Source organism: Luteolibacter arcticus (genome assembly GCF_025950235.1).
Taxonomy (GTDB): Bacteria; Verrucomicrobiota; Verrucomicrobiia; order Verrucomicrobiales; family Akkermansiaceae; genus Haloferula; species Haloferula arctica.
The window spans coordinates 17206-35382 of record NZ_JAPDDT010000027.1; the positions used below are offsets into that span (position 1 = coordinate 17206).

The 18177-nt window shown below is 62.4% G+C and carries 16 protein-coding genes and 1 pseudogene; 10 read left to right on the forward strand and 7 right to left on the reverse strand.

The window, feature by feature from the left end; translation table 11 throughout:
* The first annotated feature begins 63 nt into the window (after positions 1-63).
* Positions 64-666, forward strand: coding sequence for a hypothetical protein (locus OKA05_RS28185; RefSeq protein ID WP_264490566.1), 603 nt, complete (start codon positions 64-66; stop codon positions 664-666).
* Here OKA05_RS28185 and OKA05_RS28190 read toward each other — a convergent pair.
* The 5 genes from OKA05_RS28190 to OKA05_RS28210 all read right to left on the reverse strand — a co-directional run bounded on the left by OKA05_RS28190 (position 632) and on the right by OKA05_RS28210 (position 6599).
* Complete coding sequence (locus tag OKA05_RS28190) at positions 632-1609, reverse strand: glycoside hydrolase family 43 protein (RefSeq protein WP_264490567.1); 978 nt, start codon at positions 1607-1609, stop codon at positions 632-634. The genes OKA05_RS28185 and OKA05_RS28190 overlap by 35 nt on opposite strands.
* A gap of 205 nt (positions 1610-1814) precedes the next feature.
* Positions 1815-2828 (reverse strand): hypothetical protein, encoded by a 1014-nt coding sequence (locus tag OKA05_RS28195; protein WP_264490568.1) that lies wholly within the window; start codon positions 2826-2828, stop codon positions 1815-1817.
* 21 nt (positions 2829-2849) lie between these two features.
* A complete protein-coding gene (locus tag OKA05_RS28200) occupies positions 2850-3401 on the reverse strand; it encodes a hypothetical protein (RefSeq protein ID WP_264490569.1) in 552 nt (183 codons plus the stop codon).
* Positions 3402-3426: 25 nt separating this feature from the next.
* Positions 3427-4143 carry a hypothetical protein gene (locus OKA05_RS28205; RefSeq protein ID WP_264490570.1) on the reverse strand — a complete coding sequence of 239 codons (717 nt, stop codon included), beginning with the start codon at positions 4141-4143 and terminating at the stop codon, positions 3427-3429.
* 455 nt (positions 4144-4598) lie between these two features.
* Complete coding sequence (locus OKA05_RS28210) at positions 4599-6599, reverse strand: ATP-dependent helicase (RefSeq protein ID WP_264490571.1); 2001 nt, start codon at positions 6597-6599, stop codon at positions 4599-4601.
* On the opposite strand from OKA05_RS28210, the gene OKA05_RS28215 reads away from it, so the two are divergent.
* Genes OKA05_RS28215 through OKA05_RS28225 form a run of 3 tightly spaced genes read left to right on the forward strand, consistent with a single transcriptional unit; the run spans position 6598 to position 8220 of the window.
* Positions 6598-6975 (forward strand): AbrB/MazE/SpoVT family DNA-binding domain-containing protein, encoded by a 378-nt coding sequence (locus tag OKA05_RS28215; protein WP_264490572.1) that lies wholly within the window; start codon positions 6598-6600, stop codon positions 6973-6975. The genes OKA05_RS28210 and OKA05_RS28215 overlap by 2 nt on opposite strands.
* On the forward strand, positions 6972-7388 hold the full coding sequence (locus OKA05_RS28220; RefSeq protein WP_264490573.1) for a PIN domain-containing protein: 417 nt from the start codon (positions 6972-6974) through the stop codon (positions 7386-7388). Before OKA05_RS28215 ends, OKA05_RS28220 begins: the two co-directional genes overlap by 4 nt.
* A gap of 19 nt (positions 7389-7407) precedes the next feature.
* A complete protein-coding gene (locus tag OKA05_RS28225; RefSeq protein ID WP_264490574.1) occupies positions 7408-8220 on the forward strand; it encodes a glycoside hydrolase family 16 protein in 813 nt (270 codons plus the stop codon).
* A 5-nt stretch (positions 8221-8225) separates the two neighbouring features.
* Here OKA05_RS28225 and OKA05_RS28230 read toward each other — a convergent pair whose 3' ends face one another.
* Complete coding sequence (locus tag OKA05_RS28230) at positions 8226-8960, reverse strand: zinc metallopeptidase (protein ID WP_264490575.1); 735 nt, start codon at positions 8958-8960, stop codon at positions 8226-8228.
* A gap of 93 nt (positions 8961-9053) precedes the next feature.
* On the opposite strand from OKA05_RS28230, the gene OKA05_RS28235 reads away from it, so the two are divergent.
* The 5 genes and pseudogenes from OKA05_RS28235 (at position 9054) to OKA05_RS28255 (ending at position 13868) form a co-directional block, all read left to right on the forward strand.
* Entirely contained in the window at positions 9054-9731 is a 678-nt protein-coding gene (locus OKA05_RS28235; RefSeq protein WP_264490576.1) for an SDR family oxidoreductase, read from the forward strand.
* Between the two features lie 124 nt (positions 9732-9855).
* A complete protein-coding gene (locus OKA05_RS28240; protein ID WP_264490577.1) occupies positions 9856-10419 on the forward strand; it encodes a DUF6891 domain-containing protein in 564 nt (187 codons plus the stop codon).
* A 43-nt stretch (positions 10420-10462) separates the two neighbouring features.
* Positions 10463-10795, forward strand: a pseudogene (locus OKA05_RS28245) (SDR family oxidoreductase); the annotation flags it as partial.
* Between the two features lie 234 nt (positions 10796-11029).
* A complete protein-coding gene (locus tag OKA05_RS28250) occupies positions 11030-11947 on the forward strand; it encodes a nucleotide-binding protein (protein WP_264490579.1) in 918 nt (305 codons plus the stop codon).
* Between the two features lie 253 nt (positions 11948-12200).
* Positions 12201-13868: a methyltransferase domain-containing protein gene (locus OKA05_RS28255; RefSeq protein ID WP_264490580.1), complete on the forward strand. Its 1668-nt coding sequence runs from the start codon at positions 12201-12203 to the stop codon at positions 13866-13868.
* Here OKA05_RS28255 and OKA05_RS28260 read toward each other — a convergent pair.
* Positions 13804-15162, reverse strand: a complete 1359-nt coding sequence (locus OKA05_RS28260; RefSeq protein WP_264490581.1) for a glycosyltransferase family 87 protein — start codon at positions 15160-15162, stop codon at positions 13804-13806. The two genes, OKA05_RS28255 and OKA05_RS28260, sit on opposite strands and share 65 nt — an antisense overlap.
* A 155-nt stretch (positions 15163-15317) precedes the next feature.
* Here OKA05_RS28260 and OKA05_RS28265 point away from each other — a divergent pair, with 155 nt between their 5' ends.
* Positions 15318-18113: an ATP-dependent DNA ligase gene (locus OKA05_RS28265; RefSeq protein ID WP_264490582.1), complete on the forward strand. Its 2796-nt coding sequence runs from the start codon at positions 15318-15320 to the stop codon at positions 18111-18113.
* Positions 18114-18177: the final 64 nt, after the last annotated feature.

Below are 18177 nucleotides of genomic sequence, written 5' to 3' on the forward strand. Positions count from 1 at the left end.
TCCGGCAGGAAAATTCGCATCCCGTTCACGAAGCATTCACCTCACGCTCCCAGGATTCCGCACATGAGCCATGGATTCGCCACCGTCTTCCCGCGACGACTTCGCTATTGGTCGCTTCACTGCGCGCTGAACTCGCTTCCCAGCCTCATCATTGCGCTATGGGCCCTGGAGCTCCGCCATAAGCCCCTCGCCATCGCCGCCATGTTCTCGGCGATTGCCACGTTCATCCTTCTCTACGCCACACTCACTTCGCTGCCCGGTCCTCTGGCGGAAGAGTCGAATCTCTTGTCGAAATCCCTCCGGCTTGGAACAAAGATCCGCAGCTGGATTTCCGGCGTGTCTCTCCTCCTGATCCCCGCAAAGGGGCTATTCTTCATGCCCGATTTCTGGTGCGGCTGGGCGGCCATCGGGCTATACAACTGGGTCCTCCGGACACTCGGCATCTGGACCCAGCGATTCCCCATGAACCGGGGAAATCAGCCGGATAGCTTCCTGCCCGTTTACACCGTCACGCTTCTGGAAGGTCTCATCCTCTCCTTCCTGCTGCTGATGATTTCCTTCTTCGCCCTGCTCGTGCTTCAGGCGAAGGAACGTCGCCGTTCTTTCGCCGAAGCACGCCTCTCCGAAAGACTCAGCGCAGCGGATTCGCCGGCACGCCTTCAATAGTCATCTTCACCGGCTTGATCAGGCCCTTCTCGTCGAACTCCATCTTTTCAATGCAGGTCTCGCGGTGGTCGCGCGCGGTGACATTGATCGGGCGGCGGTGATAGACGATGTACCACGAGTCGTCTTTCTTGTTGTGGATCACCGAATGGTGACCTGCGCCGCGAGCGATCTTGTCATCCTGCTCAAGCACCACTCCAATCCGTTCGTGCGGGCCGAGAAGAGTGTCGGAGATCGCATACGCAACCTTGTAGTCCGGACCAGTCCAGCCGCCCTCGGACCACATGAAGTAGTATTTCCCGTTCTTCTTGAAGACAAACGGCCCCTCGACATAGCCCTTCGGCGTGATCGATTTGAACGTCTCGCCGTTCTCGAAGGGAATGAAGCCGGTGAAGTCGTCCTTCAGCTTGGCGATGTTGCAGTGCCGCCAGCCGCCGTAGATGAAGTAGTGGCTGCCATCGTCGTCCTTGAAAACGAAGCCATCGATCGGCTGCGCGCCATGATGGAACTTATCGATCAGCGGCTTGCCGATGAGATCCTTGTAAGGCCCCTGCGGCTTGTTCGCCACCGCCACGCCGATACCGCCTTCCTGCTCGTCGTTCTGGATATCGTTCGCGGCGAAGAAAAAGTAATACTTGCGGTCCTTCTCGATGATCGAGGGAGCCCACATCGCCCGCTTGGCCCACTTGATGTCGCCCGTATCGAGGATCTTCTCATGCTTGGTCCACTTCTTCAGATCGGGCGATGAGAAGGCGTCGAAGTGGAGCTGCTGCTCATACGCCGCGGAGAAGGTCGGGAAGATCCAGTACTCGTTGCCGAATACGATGCCTTCCGGATCGGCGTACCAGCCTTCGAAGACTGGGTTGCCGGGTTTCTTCTCTTGAGCGGAAGCCAGTGGCGAGATCGCCACGGCGGCGGACAGGGCGAGTTTGGAAATCGAGGTCATGCGAGGTGCCGCGTTCATTGATCGAACGCGTTTGAATTCCTAGCAATTGACCGGATTCGTTCAAGCGGCTTCCGCGGGGACCTCTCCCGGCACGCATCCGCACCTCATCAGGAAAGGATTCCCATCCCCTCCTGCGCCATCCAGCCGCTCTCCGGAGATTCGGGCAGAAGCGCCCGCTCCCCTCCACGACCAGTGGCGGAGAGCCTCATTCGATCGTCGTGATGCTTCCGTTCGAGCGGATCGTGCGGTTGAGCACGAAGCTGACGCTAGCCAGCAGTTCCGGGGCACCACCGTTGAAGGGCGTGATCGTCAGCACCTCGATGGTGTAGTCCCCGTCCTCATCCACCAGGGCGGCCAGGTCGCTCAGCGCGAGCTGGGCATTTTGCGGGGCATGGGTGTTGTAAGAAAGGACGGTGGAAGGAACAGGAGCACCCACCGATCCGATCGCCTGCTTGCCCTTGTAGATCTGCGCATAGGTCACGCTTTTCGGATAGAGATCGCGGAGGGTCACGCTGCCTGTTAGAGGAGCGGCATTATAGGTCTTGCCGGCATCGATCCCCTGGATCGAGCCCTCGGCCACCGGCCAGATGGTGACCGTGGCTTTCGCCAGCTCTGCTTGCAGCGCACCGGCATCCGGATGGATGTACACGGTGAAGGACTCTTCGCCCACGGCCTTCGTCGGACGCTGGACGGGCAGGCGCTGCAGGATGGCATTGTCTGTGAAAGTCCCGTTCTCACGGAAGGCGAAGCTGTCGGCATAGGTTCCCGAAGTCCCCGTGGCCGCATAGGTGGTGGTGTCGTAGAGCTTGTAGCTGCGGGCCACCTGGACCTTCTTCAAGTAGTCCGGCACCGTGGGCAGATTCGACATGCCCGCGATCGAGATGCGCATGCCATACGGCTTGTCCGCGCGCGTCCGGGCCGGGAAGTAGGGGTCCTCGGACAAGGCGGTAACCGTCACCTGTGGAAGGAACGTGCCCACGGTCTTTTCATCCAGCTTCTTCAGTGTGGTGTTATTGTTCGTTCCAGCCACCGTGGTGTAGAGTTGGAAGATCGCCGATTCCGCCGTTAGAGGCCTCGAATTGACGCTGCCCTCGTTGGAGGTCACCGGGATGTCGTAGATCACCGACGCGCTGTTCACCGTTTGGATCTGGCGAATGAAATCCGCGCCGTGGGTCACGGGAGCGAGGGAGAGCAAGACCAGGGAAAAGAAAGCTTTCATGATTCAGAGGAGTGTGTCGGTTCAGCGGGCGGAAGGGGCCGCGGCATTGGCCGGCGGCGTGCGCTTGGTCACCGATATCGGATTGTGATTGAGGGTGCCGACGAGGATGAGTCCCGTCTTGCGAGCGACCTCAAGGCGCTCCGGCTTAATCTCCGTCTCTCCGGAAGCCTCGGGCATCGATACTTCGAAGGAGCCGACGAGGCCGCGGTAGCGTGCGCTGAATTCGCTCCAAAGCATGAAGTTCCCCTTCATCGCGGACACCACGTTCGCGCGATAGCGATCGGGGATGTGGAGGATCGAGCCCTTGGGAACCAGGGTGACGGCTCCTTCAAAGGTGATGAACTCGGAGTTCTTCTCCAGATCCCAACCTTGCGGTTCTGTTCCGGCCTTCGCGAAGCCACCGAACTTCTCACCTTGTTGGCGGGACTTGAGATCCTTGTCCGAGATCGCTTTGCCAACGGGTGGCTTCAGGTCCTTGGGAAGGTGTTCGATGCCCAGTCCTCCGCTGGCCGGCGGTTCGGCGAAGGCGATCGAGGAAAATGCTGCAAGCAAGATGGCGACAGATGTTTTCACGGCGAAGTGGTGTGATGGGTGTGAATTATTGACCCGCCAGGAAAACCACTTCCCCGCTCGCGTCGTAGCCCGTGAATGGCGGCGTTTGCGGGGTGCCGCCGGTGCGGTTGATCTTGTAGCCGACGGGAGTGACGTTGTTCCTGAGGATTGCCGTGTTGGACACGGTCAAGCTTCCGGTCACCTGCGGAGCGGTGACGTTGTATTCGGCCACCACGTAGAAGAAGCCATTCGGATTGCGGTTCGGAATCGCGGAGTCTTGGGATCCCGCGAGGTGGAAAACCAAGGTCACTTCCGGATAACCGAACTTCGTCGTGCAATCCCAAGTCTCTCCGTAGAGGCGGACCGGGCCGGAGGTGGAACCGGGACGATCGCCGGTCACTTCGAGACGCCGCGGGTAGAATTGCGCCCAGTTCACCTGAAGCTTCACCGAGGAGTAGATGTTTGTCCGGTCGCCGAGACCGCCAATCCACCAACCCTTGCGGAAGCGCTTGTGTGGATCCCCTGGATCAGGAAAGGCACCGTCACACTGGTCTCCCAGCGTGATCCGGCCGGCGACGCCGAAGATTTTGTAACCGTAAGGACGACCCGCGTAGCTGCCGACTCCCATCCCGTGGGAATCTAGCAGGATCGGCGACGACAGGTGCGGAGCCCAACAATAGACTTGGGCACCGGTTCCCGCCTCGAGGGCGGACAGGGACAAGAGCAGGCCGATGGCCGCTCGAAGAAGGGACGTGATGTTCATGGCTGGGGAGAAGGCCGTTAACCGAAGCGCCGACAAAATTTCTTTGTGGGACCGACGCTCCGTTGAAGCGCCCGCAAGCACTTCAGCCGCCCGGAACCTACCAACGATTCTTGAGCACCAAATTACGCGAAAGCGTAGTTTTGTCCGATTTTCCCCCTTCATTTTAATTGCACAATGCCCGAAAATAAGATATGGGGACGCTAGGTTCGCGGTGTAGAGCGCAATTCTCCGCAGCTTGACCACCATCTCCCCGGCGCTCATCCATAGCCCGGTCGCCATCGCGGCGATGTTCTCCGCCACCGCCACCTTTCGTCCCGCTCTGCGGAACGCCTGACGTCGTAGAAGGGACCCCTCGCCGGGCAGTCGCATCTCCTGTCCAGCTCCCTCCACCTCGGCGCGCGGATCCGCGCCGCGATTTCGATGTTGTCGCTGTGCGCCCTAACAGACCGCGACCGTCAGCTATCCAGGAAGCCCTTCAAGCTGCCAAAGAAATTACCGAGTTCCTCGTCATCCGCCTCGGCACCCATGATGTCGTCGTAGGTGGTGTGAATGAGATACTCTTCGTCGAGCTCCGGGATGAAGCTGCTCGGCTGGCAGGACTGCTCCTGACCCCACTTCATTCGAACGGTACAGTAGGTCATCGCCAGCTTCTGCTGGGCGCGGGTAATGCCCACGTAGAGAAGGCGACGCTCTTCGTCCTTCGTCCCTTCGGTCACGCTGCGCTGGTGCGGCAGCACGCCTTCTTCGAGGCCCACCAGGAACACGCTGGGAAATTCCAGGCCCTTCGAGGCATGCAGCGTGATCAACGTGGCACCGCTCTTCTTTTCAAGGTCGTCATCCTCGCGGTCGGAAGCGAGCGCGCTGTCATCGAGGAATTTCCGCAAGCTCTTGCCGCGCTCGATCGCCTTGGCCAGTTCGGAAAAGACTTCGCTCAGGCCTTCGCCTCGCTGCTGCTTCTCGTTGTCCGTCTTGCAGCCGCGCTCGAGCCACGGGAGGTACTCCATCTCATCCAGCAGCTCCCTCAGGACGTGGTTGGCCGGCATCACCCTCGCATCGACCTTCATCTTCGCGGTGAGGATCTGCGTGGTGAAGGTCTCGATCGAGTTGCGGGCCTTGGTGCCGAGCTGGCTGAGGAAACCTTCGTCTGTTAGAGCGCGCCACACGCTCGCGCCGATCTCGCGGCTGTAGTCGGTGGCCAGCATCGCCGTCGCTTGGCCGATGCCGCGCGGCGGCGAATTCAAAATGCGCAACAAGGGCACGTCGGCCTCCGGGTCATCCAGCAGCGCCGTATAGGCCAAGGCATCCTTCACCTCGCGGCGATCGTAGAAGCTCTGCGCACCGACCATGCGGTACGGGATCTTCCGCTCGCGAAGTGCTTCCTCAATCTTGCGGCTCTGCTTGTTGGTGCGGAAGAGCACCGCGAAGTGCTCCCACGGCAGATTGCCGCGCGCCTTGTCGGCCAGAATTTCCTCGGCGATGAAAACCGCCTCTTCCTCATCACCCGGCATGCCGACAAGCCGCACCGGCTCACCACCGGCGATGGTCGACTTGAGCGACTTCTCGCGCCGCCCCACGTTGCGGCGGATCAGGCTGTTCGCCGTGTGAAGGATCGCGTGCGTGGAGCGGTAGTTCTCCTCCAGCAGGATGATCTTCGGGCTCGGGAAGAAGCGCTCGAATTCCAGGATGTTCGCGCTCTCCGCACCGCGGAAGCCATAGATCGACTGATCGTCATCACCGACCACGCAGACATGATACGGCGGGCCGACAAGCTGCTGGAGCAGCTTCATCTGCAGGCCGTTCGTGTCCTGGAACTCATCGACGGTGACGCGCAGATAAACGCTGCGGAAATAGTCGCGGACATCGTGGTGCTCGCGCAGCAGTTGCTCGGCGAGCAGGAGCAGGTCATCGAAATCGACCGCGTTCTGCGCGCGCAGTTCGTTCTGATACGCGACCCCGAGCGAGGAGAAGAAGTCGTCCTCCAGATCCTCCGGCGGGATGCCGCGGTTCTTCGCGCGCGAGATCTCCGCGAGCACCGCTTCCGCCTTCACCTTCTCGTCGCTGCCGCCCATGCGGACCACGAGTTGCTTCATGATCCCCACCTGGTCGCTGCCGCTGCAGATCGAGAAGTTCTTCTTGTAGCCGAGCTTGTCGATGCCCCCGCGCAGCAAGCGCACGCACAGCGAGTGGAAGGTGCAGACGGTCATCTGCTCCGCCTTCTTCTTCGAGACCATGCCGCCGATACGCTCCTTCATTTCGGCGGCGGCCTTGTTCGTGAATGTCACCGCGAGGATGTTTTCGGGTGGGATGCCCACCTCGAGCATGTTCGAGATGCGGCAGGTCACGGTGCGGGTCTTGCCCGTACCGGCCCCGGCCAGGATCAGAACCGGGCCATCAAGCGAGGCCACGGCATCCCTTTGGGCCTTGTTGAGCGAGTCGAAAGAAAAGCCACCTGCCATGCGCGGGCGGATGGAAGCGCGGCACGGGGACCTTGGCAATGCGCGCGACCAATCTCACGGAAATGGCATCGACTTTGCCATTTCCAATGGCATTTTTTCTGCCATGAAGACGAAGCTCACCATGGACAAGGCGGGACGCATCATCCTGCCCAAGCCGATCCGCGACATGATGCACCTGACCGCAGGCTCCAAGCTCGAGGCCGAGGTGGTCGGCGGACAATTGCAAATCAACGCTGAAGAAGATGAAGATCCCCCTTACAAAATGGTGGACGGCATCATGGTAATCATAGGCGGAGGACCCACCCCTGGAGGACTTGCAAAGGCGATCCGCGACGAGCGCGATGCGATGGCCGACCGAAGCAAGCGCACCCGATGATCTACTTCGATTCCACCGTGCTGGTCGGCGCGACTCGCGAGGACGAGCCTCACCATCTAGCCTGTCTCGCAGCCCTCAAGGGAGGAGGATGCACCTCCAATCACGCCATGCTGGAGGCATTCTCGATTCTCACCGGGGGCAGAAGCTTGCGAAAGTATTCGCCGGCTTTCGCCGCCCGCCTTGTGAGCGTTTCCTTTGAAAAGCAGCTTCAATCCATTTCGCTGAGTTGGCCGGAAACCCACGCGATGCTGGCCGAAACCCAAGCCCGCGGCATCCGCGGCGGCGCGATCTACGACTACCAGCACCTCGTGTGTGCCCGCAAGGCCGGCGCGGAAGTGCTGCTCACGCTCAACTCCCGCGATTTCCTTTCTTTTGCCCGCGAAGGAGATCCCTTGATCAAATCTCCAGCTTGATCGCGTTTTACCCGAAGTTATGAAATTTTATGCAATTCTCCTCCTCTCCGCCAGCCTCGCCCACGCGCAGACCCCGGCCCAAACCCCAGCCCCGGCCGGCTGGAAGCTCGTCTGGTCCGATGAATTCAACGGCAAGGAGATCGATTTCTCGAAATGGGGCGTCGAGGAAAACGGCCACGGCGGCGGCAATGGCGAGCTGCAGTATTACGTGGACCGGCCCGAAAATCTCCGCATCGAAGACGGCCACCTCGTGATCGAGGCCAAAAAGGAGAAGTTCAACGCCGCCGGGGTCCAAAAGGACTACACCTCCGGCCGCCTGCGGACCAAGCGCCGGGCGAGCTGGCTCTACGGCCGCTTTGAAATGCGGGCCAAGCTACCCACCGGCCGCGGCATTTGGCCGGCTTTCTGGATGCTCCCGACAAAGGACGCCTACGGCGGTTGGGCGGCCAGCGGCGAGATCGATATCATGGAGTTGGTCGGCCACGAGCCATCGAAGGCCCACGGCACCCTCCACCACGGCGGCACCTGGCCGAAGAACGTCCACACCGGCACGCCCTTCGAATTGAAGAAAGGCACCTTCGCCGACGACTTCCACACCTTCGCCGCCGAGTGGGAAAAGGGCGAAATCCGCTGGTATGTCGATGGCGAGCTCTACCAGACCCAGACGAAATGGAGCAGCACCGGTGGCCAGTTCCCCGCGCCCTTCGACCAGCCGTTCTACCTCGTGCTGAATGTCGCCGTCGGCGGCGGCTGGCCGGGGCCTCCCGACGCCAAGACCGTCTTCCCCCAGCGGATGACGGTCGATTGGGTGCGCGTTTACCAGCGGCCCTGAGCCGCTCACTCGTTGCGCCGGCCCATCAGCATCGAAACCAGGTAGAGCAACTGCGCGATCGCCCCGACCGCGCCGGCGACGTAGGTCATGGCCGCCCAGAAGAGGGCATTCTTGGCCCGGTCGTGCTCCATCTGGTTCGCGATCCCGCTCTTCTCGAGCCACACCATCGCCCGCTTGCTCGCGTCAAACTCCACCGGCAGCGTGATCACCGCGAACAAGGCCGTGACGGCGAATACCGCCACCCAGATCCACAGCATCGTGACGCTGTGGAACAAACCCGCCCCCAGCATCGCGCCGAACATCAGGTACTGCTGGATCGTGCTCGCGAACTGCACCGCCGGCACCATCTTCGAGCGGAAAGCCAGCCACGCGTAGGCCTGCTGGTGCTGGATCGCGTGGCCGCACTCGTGCGCTGCCACCGCCGCGGCAGCGACGGAATTCATCTGATACACCGGCTCACTGAGGTTCACCGTCTTGCGGATCGGGTCGTAGTGGTCGGTCAGGTGGCCGGGCGTGTGGATCACCTGCACGTCGTTGATGCCGTTCTGGCGCAGCATCGCCTCGGCGACCTGCGCGCCGGTCAGGCGGATCGGAATCTGCGAATACTGGTTGAAACGCTTCTTCAGCATCCCGCTGATCAGCATGCTAACCAGCATCGACGCCCCGATGATCACCCAGTAGCCCACGCCAATCGGCGACGACTGCTGCTGAGCGAGGAGAGAGACTGTCTCGAAAATCATGGCCCTACCGTAGCGAGCATCGTGCCCGCTGCAACTTCCCGCCGGTTGGAAATCCGGCATGCATTTTCAAATCGACCTCCTAGGTTTGTCCCCGTGAAGCACGTTCTCATCACCGGTTGCACCCGCGGCCTCGGACTCGCCATGGCCCGGGCCTTCGCGGCAAAGGGCTGGACCGTCTCCGGTTGCGGCACGAATCCCATCCGCGTTGACGTCCTTTCCGCCGAGCTGGGCGAAAAACACCGCATCCTCTGTACCGATGTCACATCGGAGGCGGACATCACCGCCTTCGCCAATGACATCCTCGCCGGCCCCGGTGCCCCGGACCTCCTGCTCAACAACGCCGCCATCATCAACCGCAGCGCCCCCCTGTGGGAGGTGCCGGCCGACGAATTCTCGCGGGTCATCGACGTCAATCTCAAGGGCATCCACCACGTCCTCTGCGCCTTTTTGCCCGCCATGATCGCCCGCGGCAGCGGCGTGGTCGTCAATTTCTCCTCCGGCTGGGGTCGCTCCACCGCCCCCGAAGTCGCCCCCTACTGCTGCACCAAGTGGGGCGTCGAGGGCCTCACCCAATCCCTCGCCCAGGAACTCCCCCCCGGCCTCGCCGCAGTCGCCCTCAATCCCGGCATCATCGACACCGACATGCTCCAAAGCTGCTTCGGTGAATCCTCCGGAGATTTCCCGAACCCCGCGGATTGGGCAGTGAAAGCAGTTCCCTTCCTCGAAAACCTCGGCCCGAATGACAACGGGCAGGCGCTGACGGCCCCGTGACTCCATGAATTACTGGAACAAGACTCTCGGGACCATCTGCTTGGGGGGGCTCGCAATCGCGGGTCTCGTCTATTTCCTTGTAAAGCCCGCCGATTCTCCGCCTCTCGCAAAAACCGCCTCCATCATGAAGCTTCCAGACGACACCCTCAGCGAAATCGCGACCTATGCGCAGGCGGGTTTTTATGATCGTGACGAAATCATCGAGATCTTCCTCGAGGAACTCTACGCGCCCGACGAACTGAATCCGGAAATGGTGGAAGCTGCGGTCGATGAGGCCCTTACGAACCACAAGAAGGAGCAAGAGAATTGGCCACCGGTAACCGACTGCGACCGCCTCAAGACCGCTTTCAACGCCTTGAACGAACGAGGCGTGATCGCGATGCACAATGCTGGAACCACCCAAAGCGACGGCTACTCGGATTTCCTGGAAGCGCTCGACAGCGTTCCGGACAAATCGAAGATCGTCGGCTACTGCTTCTACCATTGGCAAGACGTTGAACGCGCTGTAAATGGAGAGGGGCTCTACCTCGCCTTCGGTCCGACCCGTTCCAAGGAGGAAAAGACGCGAGGGCCGGAGGTCGGGGAGTTAGTGAGGACTGCACTGGAACAAGCTGGCCTTCACGTCGATTGGAATGGCTCCTTCGACCAAAGAATCATGGTTCCGAAATTCGATTGGAAGCACCGGTGAGGAATTGGGTAGTTCAAGAATTCACCGCCCTAATCTTCCGGATCGTCCCCTCCTGCCCGCGATGATCGCCCGCGGCAGCGGCGTCGTCGTGAATTTCTCCTCCGGCTGGGGCCGATCCACCGCCCCGGAAGTCGCCCCCTACTGCTGCACCAAGTGGGGTGTCGAGGGCCTCACCCAATCCCTCGCCCGGGAACTCCCCCCCGGCCTCGCCGCCGTCGCCCTCAATCCCGGCATCATCGACACCGACATGCTCCAAAGCACCTTCGGTGAATCCTCCAAGAACTTCCCCGACCCCGCCACCTGGGCTCTGAAAGCCGTCTCCTTCCTCGAAAACCTCGGGCCGAAGGACAATGGGAAGGCGCTAACGGCTCCGTGACACTTCGCCCGCAAATCAAAGAGCGCTCAAACGGGTATAACAGGAATCCTAAGAGACTTCGCCCATCAAGCAGTGGCGACGAAATTCAGTGACCCCGGAAGCCTGGCATTTGGCACCCTCTTGGATTGACGCTCGAGGCCTTCTGCTCAAGCTTAGCTAAAGGAGTCCGTCCCTTCCGGATTGTTAGATGTCGGAGTCTCACCGGCCTAATAAATACTATTTTGCAAGAATGATATGACAACCCCCACTAGCGCTCGCCCAGTTGTATTCGTCGGCTCCTCTGTTGAAGGTCTTTCGATTGCACGTGCCCTCCAACAAAACTTGGACCACGAAGCGGAGGTCATCTTGTGGAGCCAAGGTGTGTTTGGGCTGAGTGAAGGCGGCCTCGAAAGCCTAGTCGATCGTCTGAGTCTTTTTGATTTCGCCATCCTTGTCCTAACTCCCGACGACCTTACTACGAGCAGAGAGACTGACGCCCAGTCTCCTCGGGACAATGTAGTCTTTGAACTCGGCTTGTTCATGGGGAGCTTGGGGCGGAGTCGAACCTTCATCGTGTATGATCGCACCGCGAAGCTAAAACTTCCTTCAGATCTTGCGGGAGTGAATCCAGCTACCTACGCGCCGCCGAGCGCAGGGTCATTGCAGTCTGCGTTGGGAGCGTGTTCCGCTGAAATCCTCAATGCCATCCAGACCAAGGGAAGGAAGGAGCGTCCCGACGATGTCAGCGGCTCGCATATCGATCAGGCGACACAGTTCAAGGTCATTGCAGGTCTTCTCGAGCCCGCGGCGTGGCAGTTCTTCATTTTGATGAGAGAAGCCGGAGCTACTCTTCGGCGCGAAGAATGGATTTCGTTGGGAGTTCGATACGAATATGCCATCCAGTCCGAGGTTCAGTACGGAACGGGCAGTGGCTATTTCGGCACTAACAAGCTCTGCCAGCGTCTGGCAGATGCCGACCTTTTGTCCGCTGATTTGCGAGGACGAGTTAGCCTCACTGAGCGCGGTCGCGCCTTTGCTGAATGGCTAGGAGAATCAGGCTACCGGGCACAGTACTTCTGGAGTGACATCGGCACCTGGGGCGAGCGACCACCCGAAGTGATGGGCGAGACTCCGCATCCACGCGACATGCCACGCCAACCGCTGACGGAGTAACCGCCAACGGCTCTATCCCCCTTGCTGAACCGGAAGAATAAATAACCGAACAAGCCATCGCTCCAAACATCTGCCCGACGGCGAGTTCAATCTGCGATGACAACTCAACCTTCTACCCATAGTAGAAGCCTCGCCCTCGGGCAGGCACATTTCCAAAAGTCCCCACGACCAAACCGCGGCACTCTTAAGGCCGGGATGGTTAAGTTTTCTTGAAAATCGACACTTTTTGTCGCGCTTTCCTTAGCAAACGGTTATGGAGCGCCGCACAATGTCCGAGGGTATTCTCAAATCCTCCCCCGACTCGACGGTACTGGTGCGTTCGTTGATCGCGGCGGGGGGCTTGGTGCTGCTTTTGATTCTGGGAAGCACGGTCACGGCAGGCTGGTACCTGCGCGACAGCTCCGGTCCCGAAATCACCGGCGTTCGCTCTCCCATCGTTCTAGCAGCGCTGGTCGCGACCATCGCCCTGACCACCGCGAATCTACTCCTCCGCTGGGTCCGCTGGCATTTCCTCACGCGGCGCTTGGGCGCGCGGCTGGCGGCCAAGACCAGCGTGCGTGTCTGGTTTGCCACCCTGCCGGCACTGCTCACGCCCTTCTATCTGGGAGAACTGGCGCGTGGGGCACTGCTTTTCCGGAAAACGCCCGGGGCGCTTCGCCTCTGTTTCCGCATGTGGCTGATCGAGCGCGGCCTCGATGCCTTTGCCGTCGGCGCGCTGTGGGCGATCGGGGCAGGCCAGTGGCCTTGGGCAGCCCTCTTCCTGGGGATCGGCTGGCTGATCTGCTCCGCGCTCCTCCGCTTCCGCACCGGCAATGCCCCAGAGGTGAATCGCCACTGGCACGCTTCCCTGCTCTTGGCCCTGTCATGCGCCGGCTGGCTGCTGCCCGCAGCGTCCATGTGGCTGGTCGTGACGGCCTGCGGCGGTTCTGCCGATGGCTTCACCGCGCTCCGCGCCTTTGCCTCCGGCACCCTGCTGGGCGGGATCAGCGGGATCCCCCTCGGCACCGGGGTGGCCGGGTCCATTTCCATCTTCCGCCTGATCGATGCCGGGGTCGCGGATTCCGTGGCCATTTCCGCCCTCACGGTCTTCCGCGCCGGGACGGCCTGGTATGCGGTCCTGCTCGGCGGCGTGCTGGCCTTCACCTGGCGGCACCAGTTGCGCAGGCTGTGGTCGAACCTCGACGACGGCCCGTCTCACTTCGACGAACTCGCCGATGACTACCGCGGCCAGATCCCCGAGCACGTCCGCGGCAAATTGCTCGAGCGGAAGATCTCGATGATGACCTCCGCCCTGCCCGCCCCCGACGCCAATTATCAGCCACGGGGCCTCGACCTCGGCTGCGGCCACGGCTGGTACGCCTGCGAAATGGCCCGTGCCGGCTACGCCATGACCGGCGTGGACCTCTCCGCCGAACAGATCGCGAACGCCAAGGAGCACGCCCGCGAGGAAGGCTGCGAGCTGGAGGTCATGACCGCCAGCGCCACCGAACTGCCCTTCCCCGACGCCTCGTTCGACTTCGTCTATTCGATCAATGTCCTCCACCACATCGAGGACCCGCAGGCTCAGGCCCAGTCGTTCCTGGAAATCGTGCGGGTGCTCAAGCCCGGCGGGAAATTCTTCCTCCACGAGATCAATGTGGAGAATCCGCTCTTCCGCCTCTACATGAGCTATCTCTTCCCCGTCATCCGGGACATCGACGAGGGCACCGAGCGCTGGATCCGTCCCAGCCAGCTACCGCAGGTGGAGGGCGGAAATTGGCAGAGGGAAGTCCGCTACTTCACCTTCCTCCCCGACTTCATCCCCTCGCCCGTGCTGAAGGCCTTCGCTGGCGTCGAGCGTGCCCTCGAGCAGTCGTTCATGGCGAGCTGGAGCGCTCATTACATGGCCGTTTTGAGCCCCGACCCGCGAGAAGCAGCGTGAAGGCGAGCCCGATCCCCAGGACCAGCGGCAGCAGATACCACCACGCCCAGAGCTGCGGCTGAAGGGCGATGGTGTCGGCCATGGGCGCCCTCTCGAAGAGATGGAAGGCCACCGGAGGATCATAGAACGGCATAGTGATAAACACGCCGAAGATCCCCCAGCCGACGACCCTCGGGATGATGCTCTTCGAGCCGAACATCAGCATCCACATCGCGGGGATCAGCAGGACCAGATAGTGCGTCCAGCAAATCCCCAGCGGCACCAGCACCAGCGGCAATCCCCCGGCGACCACCCTCCGCAAGTCGCCCCGGTTTTTCCAAAGCGGCCAGGCTGCCAGGGCGGCCACCGCAGCGGCGATCAGGAGCGCTTCCCAGCGAATCTGCGGGTCCACGGTGCGCGAGGTCCACGTACGGATCCCTCCGCCCCACTTCGGATCGGCCATCCGCTCGAGGAAGGAGCGCACCGAGACGTTGTTGAATGCCACGTTGGTCATGTTGACCAAGGACTCGTTCATCCCCTTGTAGTCGTCGCGGGTGGCTTGCGGCAGCAGCGGCGAGTGCGACCCCGCCATCAGCAAAAGCGACGCCGAGACCGCGGTCACAAACGGAGTCCAGCGACGGGACAACCCGAGCAGCGGGGTGAGCAAGATCGCCCACGGCTTGAAAAGCGCCGCCAAGGTGAACAGCAGCCCGGAGGAAACTTGCATCCCCTTCCCCCCATGGGCGAAACGAACGCCCAGCATCACCAGCGCCAGACAGGGGCCGACATTCTGACCGAGCGAGGCGCCATAGATCATCGGCAGGGTGAGCCCGGCCAGCACAGCACCGATCGCGCGCAGCCAGGCAGCCGGGCGGCCTGCCCAAGCCATCGCTTCCCAGCCAATCCAGACAGCCGACAAGATATTGAGCGCGAACCAGAACTCCGTGAACCGCTCGACCGACATCACCTTCGTCAAAGGCGCGACGAGCATCAGATACCACGGGCTATAAACAAACGACCCTTCCCGAAGTTTTGAACGCTGCTCCGTCTTCCGCGCCATCTCCACCCAGGCGGGATCCGCTGTTTTCTCGTTAACGAACACGCTCGGGTGATAGATCGCCTCGTAGTGGCCTTCCGACCACAGGCGTCCCGCCAGATAGGTCGGCTGCAAATCGATCCGCAAGCTGGACGCCGGCTTGGCAAGGGCCAGCAGCCAGTAAGCGGTCACCAGCGCGGCCGCCATGACAAAGAACACCGCCGCCAGGACCCGCCCTCGTGGCCGTGGCGTCGCTTTGTCGGTAGGGGTATCGTTCATCGTTCGTCTCGATTCGCCAGGGGCCGGCTAGCTCACGACCCATCTGTCGAATTCGCGGCGAATTCAGCGGAAAGGTGCCTCCACGCCAAGGATCGTTTCCGCCCTGGAGAGACATGGCGACGCTTGGGGGTTGATGATCCTGCGCCCCCGGCCCAATGTCCCGCGCAAGCGTGATCGAAGTCCGGTTCCAACGCGGTCTCCACCTCCCCGAGCTCGACCTGTGGCTCGATCCGTGGGACCCGAAACCGTGGGCCTTCGTCTCGCATGCCCATGCCGACCACTTCGCCCGGCACGAGACGGCGCTGTGCTCCGCCGTCACCGGCGCGCTGGTCCGCTCGCGCTACGGCGTCGCGGAAAGCCGGATCGATGCGGTCGCCTTTCACGCGCCCATCGTTCGGGACGGCTTTCGCCTGCGCCTGCTGCCCGCCGGTCACATCGCCGGCTCCGCGATGCTCCACGTGACCCGCGTTTCCGATGGCGCCACGCTGCTCTACACCGGCGACTTCAAGGTCCGCAAAGGCCGCACCGCTGAACCCGTCGTCTTCCAACAGGCCGACCTGCTGATCCTCGAGACCACCTTCGGCCTGCCGCAATTCACCTTTCCCCCGGCCATGGAGGTGGAAGGAGCGGTCCTGCGATTCGTCCACGACACCTTGGCCGATGGCGAGGTGCCGGTGCTGCTCGGCTACTCGCTCGGCAAGGCCCAGGAAGCGCTCGCGCTGCTGCATGCCCACGACATCCCCGCGGTGCTCCACCCCAGTGTCGCGGAAATGACCGCCGCCTGCCGCGCCGCCGGGGTGACCTGCCTGCCCGAGCTCCTGGTCCTCGGCGAAGCCGGCAATCTCCCATCTGCCATCTACTATCCCCCATCTGCAATCCCCCCGGGCCACGCCGTCATCGCCCCGCCGAATGCCGTGCGCTCGAAGCTGCTGCGCGCCGTGGGAAACCGCCGCGTCGCGATGCTCAGCGGCTGGGCGCTCGTTCCCGGCGCCACCTTTCGCTATCGCGTCGATGAAGCGATCCCGCTGTCCGACCATGCCGACTATCCCGGCCTGATGGAGTGCCTGCAGCGGGTCCGGCCGAAGAAGATCCTGACCGTCCACGGCTACACCCGCGAATTCGCCGCCGAGCTGAGATTGCGCGGCTACGACGCGTGGTCGATCGCGGGCAACGACCAGCTCGACCTGCCGCTGGCCGCGCCGCCGGTGCGGAATGCCGCCTCCTCCGGCATCCAGACCACCGCCAGCGCCCGCCACGTCCGCCCGATCTGCGCACTGGCCGATTTCACCAGCGTCTGCCGGCTCGTCGGCGAAACCAGCAGCCGTCTGGAAAAGATCCGCCACCTCGCAGCCTACCTACGCGGCTTGGACAATGAGAACGACCTCGCCCTCGCCGCCCGCTGGCTAACCGGCCGGGCCCTGCCCCGCGATTCCGACCGGCGCGCCGCCCAGACCGGCGGGGCCACGCTCCGGCGCGCGCTACTGAAGCTGCCCGGCGTCCGCGAGGAGCGCTACCGCGAGATCTCCCTCTCGCAAAACGACGCCGCCCGTACCACCCGGCTGCTACTCCAGGAACTCTCGCTGAAACCCGAGGCGCTCGATCTCGCCGGCCTGGCCGCGTTTTTCCAGCAACTCGCCACCGCCACCGGCTCGCTGGCACGCATCGACCTGCTGGCCGAGCGCCTCCGCACGCTGCACCCGGCCGAGGGCGAGACCTTGGTGAAACTGCTCACTGGCGACCTGCGGATCGGCCTGAAAGAGGGCCTCGTGGAAGACGCCCTCGCGGAAGCCTTCTCAGCGGATCCCCCCGCGGTGCGCAGCGCCCACATGCTGACCGGCGACCTCGGCGAAACCGCCCGCCTCGCCAAGCGCAAGGCCCTGACCGACGCCACGCTGCGCCCCTTCGTCCCGGTGAAGGTAATGCTCGCCTCCCCAATGCCCGACGCAGCCGCCCTCGTCGTCGCCGCCTCCTCTTCTTCTAACTCTCAACTCTCAACCCCAAACTCTCAACCCCTCTGGCTCGAGCCGAAATACGACGGCATCCGCGCCCAGCTTCACAAGCAGGCTGATCGCGCCGCCCTCTACTCCCGCGACCTGCGCCCGCTCGATGGCGAATTCCCCGAGCTGCTCGCCGCCGCGCTGTCGATCCCCGGCGACTTCATCCTCGATGGCGAGATCATCGCCCACGCCGAGGGACGCCGCCTCACCTTCCACGACCTCCAGACCCGGCTCGGCAAAATCTCCACCGCTCAGGCGGACCTCTTTTCCGCCACCAGCGCCTCCATCCCGCCGGTGCTCTTCGTCGCCTTCGACCTGCTCCATCGCGACGGCACCGACCTCCTCACCCATCCCTTGGCCGCGCGGCGCGCTCTCTTGGAATCTGCCATCTCCCATCCTCCATCTGCGATCTCGATCATCGCGGTGCGCCGCATTGAAGCGGACGCCGAGACGGTCCAAGCCGCATTCAAGCAAGCCCGCAGCGAGGGCCACGAGGGACTCATCGCCAAGGACCCGGCCAGCCTCTACTCGCCCGGCCGCCGCGGCAGGGCATGGCTCAAGCTGAAAACTTCCACCACCCTCGACTGCATCGTTGTCGCCGCCGAACAAGGCCACGGCAAACGCGCCGAGGTCTTGTCCGACTACACCTTCGCCGTGCGCGACGAAACCAGCGGCCAGCTCAAGATCATCGGCAAGGCCTATTCCGGCCTCACCGACGTCGAGATCGAGGAGCTCACCGATCACTTCCAGCGGCACACCCTTTCCAAGGACCGCCGCAAGCATCTCGTGGAGCCGAACCTCGTGCTGGAGATCGCCTTCGACTCGATCCAGGCCTCCAAGCGCCACGACTCGGGCCTCGCCATGCGCTTCCCCCGCATCCACGCCATCCGGCGCGACAAGACCATCGCCGACATCGACACCCTTCAGTACGCCCGGTCACTGGTAGACGGGTGAGCGAGCGGCATCGTCGGGATCTACCTTGGCATCGTCGGGATCTACCTTGGCACCGTCGGGATCC

Excerpts from the sequence above, each read along its gene's own strand:
- OKA05_RS28185 (WP_264490566.1), top strand. The coding sequence starts at position 64 with ATGAGCCATGGATTCGCCACCGTCTTCCCGCGACGACTTCGCTATTGG.
- OKA05_RS28190 (WP_264490567.1), bottom strand. The coding sequence starts at position 1,609 with ATGACCTCGATTTCCAAACTCGCCCTGTCCGCCGCCGTGGCGATCTCG.
- OKA05_RS28195 (WP_264490568.1), bottom strand. The coding sequence starts at position 2,828 with ATGAAAGCTTTCTTTTCCCTGGTCTTGCTCTCCCTCGCTCCCGTGACC.
- OKA05_RS28205 (WP_264490570.1), bottom strand. The coding sequence starts at position 4,143 with ATGAACATCACGTCCCTTCTTCGAGCGGCCATCGGCCTGCTCTTGTCC.
- OKA05_RS28215 (WP_264490572.1), top strand. The coding sequence starts at position 6,598 with ATGCGCGGGCGGATGGAAGCGCGGCACGGGGACCTTGGCAATGCGCGC.
- OKA05_RS28210 (WP_264490571.1), bottom strand. The coding sequence starts at position 6,599 with ATGGCAGGTGGCTTTTCTTTCGACTCGCTCAACAAGGCCCAAAGGGAT.
- OKA05_RS28220 (WP_264490573.1), top strand. The coding sequence starts at position 6,972 with ATGATCTACTTCGATTCCACCGTGCTGGTCGGCGCGACTCGCGAGGAC.
- OKA05_RS28225 (WP_264490574.1), top strand. The coding sequence starts at position 7,408 with ATGAAATTTTATGCAATTCTCCTCCTCTCCGCCAGCCTCGCCCACGCG.
- OKA05_RS28230 (WP_264490575.1), bottom strand. The coding sequence starts at position 8,960 with ATGATTTTCGAGACAGTCTCTCTCCTCGCTCAGCAGCAGTCGTCGCCG.
- OKA05_RS28240 (WP_264490577.1), top strand. The coding sequence starts at position 9,856 with ATGAAGCTTCCAGACGACACCCTCAGCGAAATCGCGACCTATGCGCAG.
- OKA05_RS28250 (WP_264490579.1), top strand. The coding sequence starts at position 11,030 with ATGACAACCCCCACTAGCGCTCGCCCAGTTGTATTCGTCGGCTCCTCT.
- OKA05_RS28255 (WP_264490580.1), top strand. The coding sequence starts at position 12,201 with ATGGAGCGCCGCACAATGTCCGAGGGTATTCTCAAATCCTCCCCCGAC.
- OKA05_RS28260 (WP_264490581.1), bottom strand. The coding sequence starts at position 15,162 with ATGAACGATACCCCTACCGACAAAGCGACGCCACGGCCACGAGGGCGG.
- OKA05_RS28265 (WP_264490582.1), top strand. The coding sequence starts at position 15,318 with ATGTCCCGCGCAAGCGTGATCGAAGTCCGGTTCCAACGCGGTCTCCAC.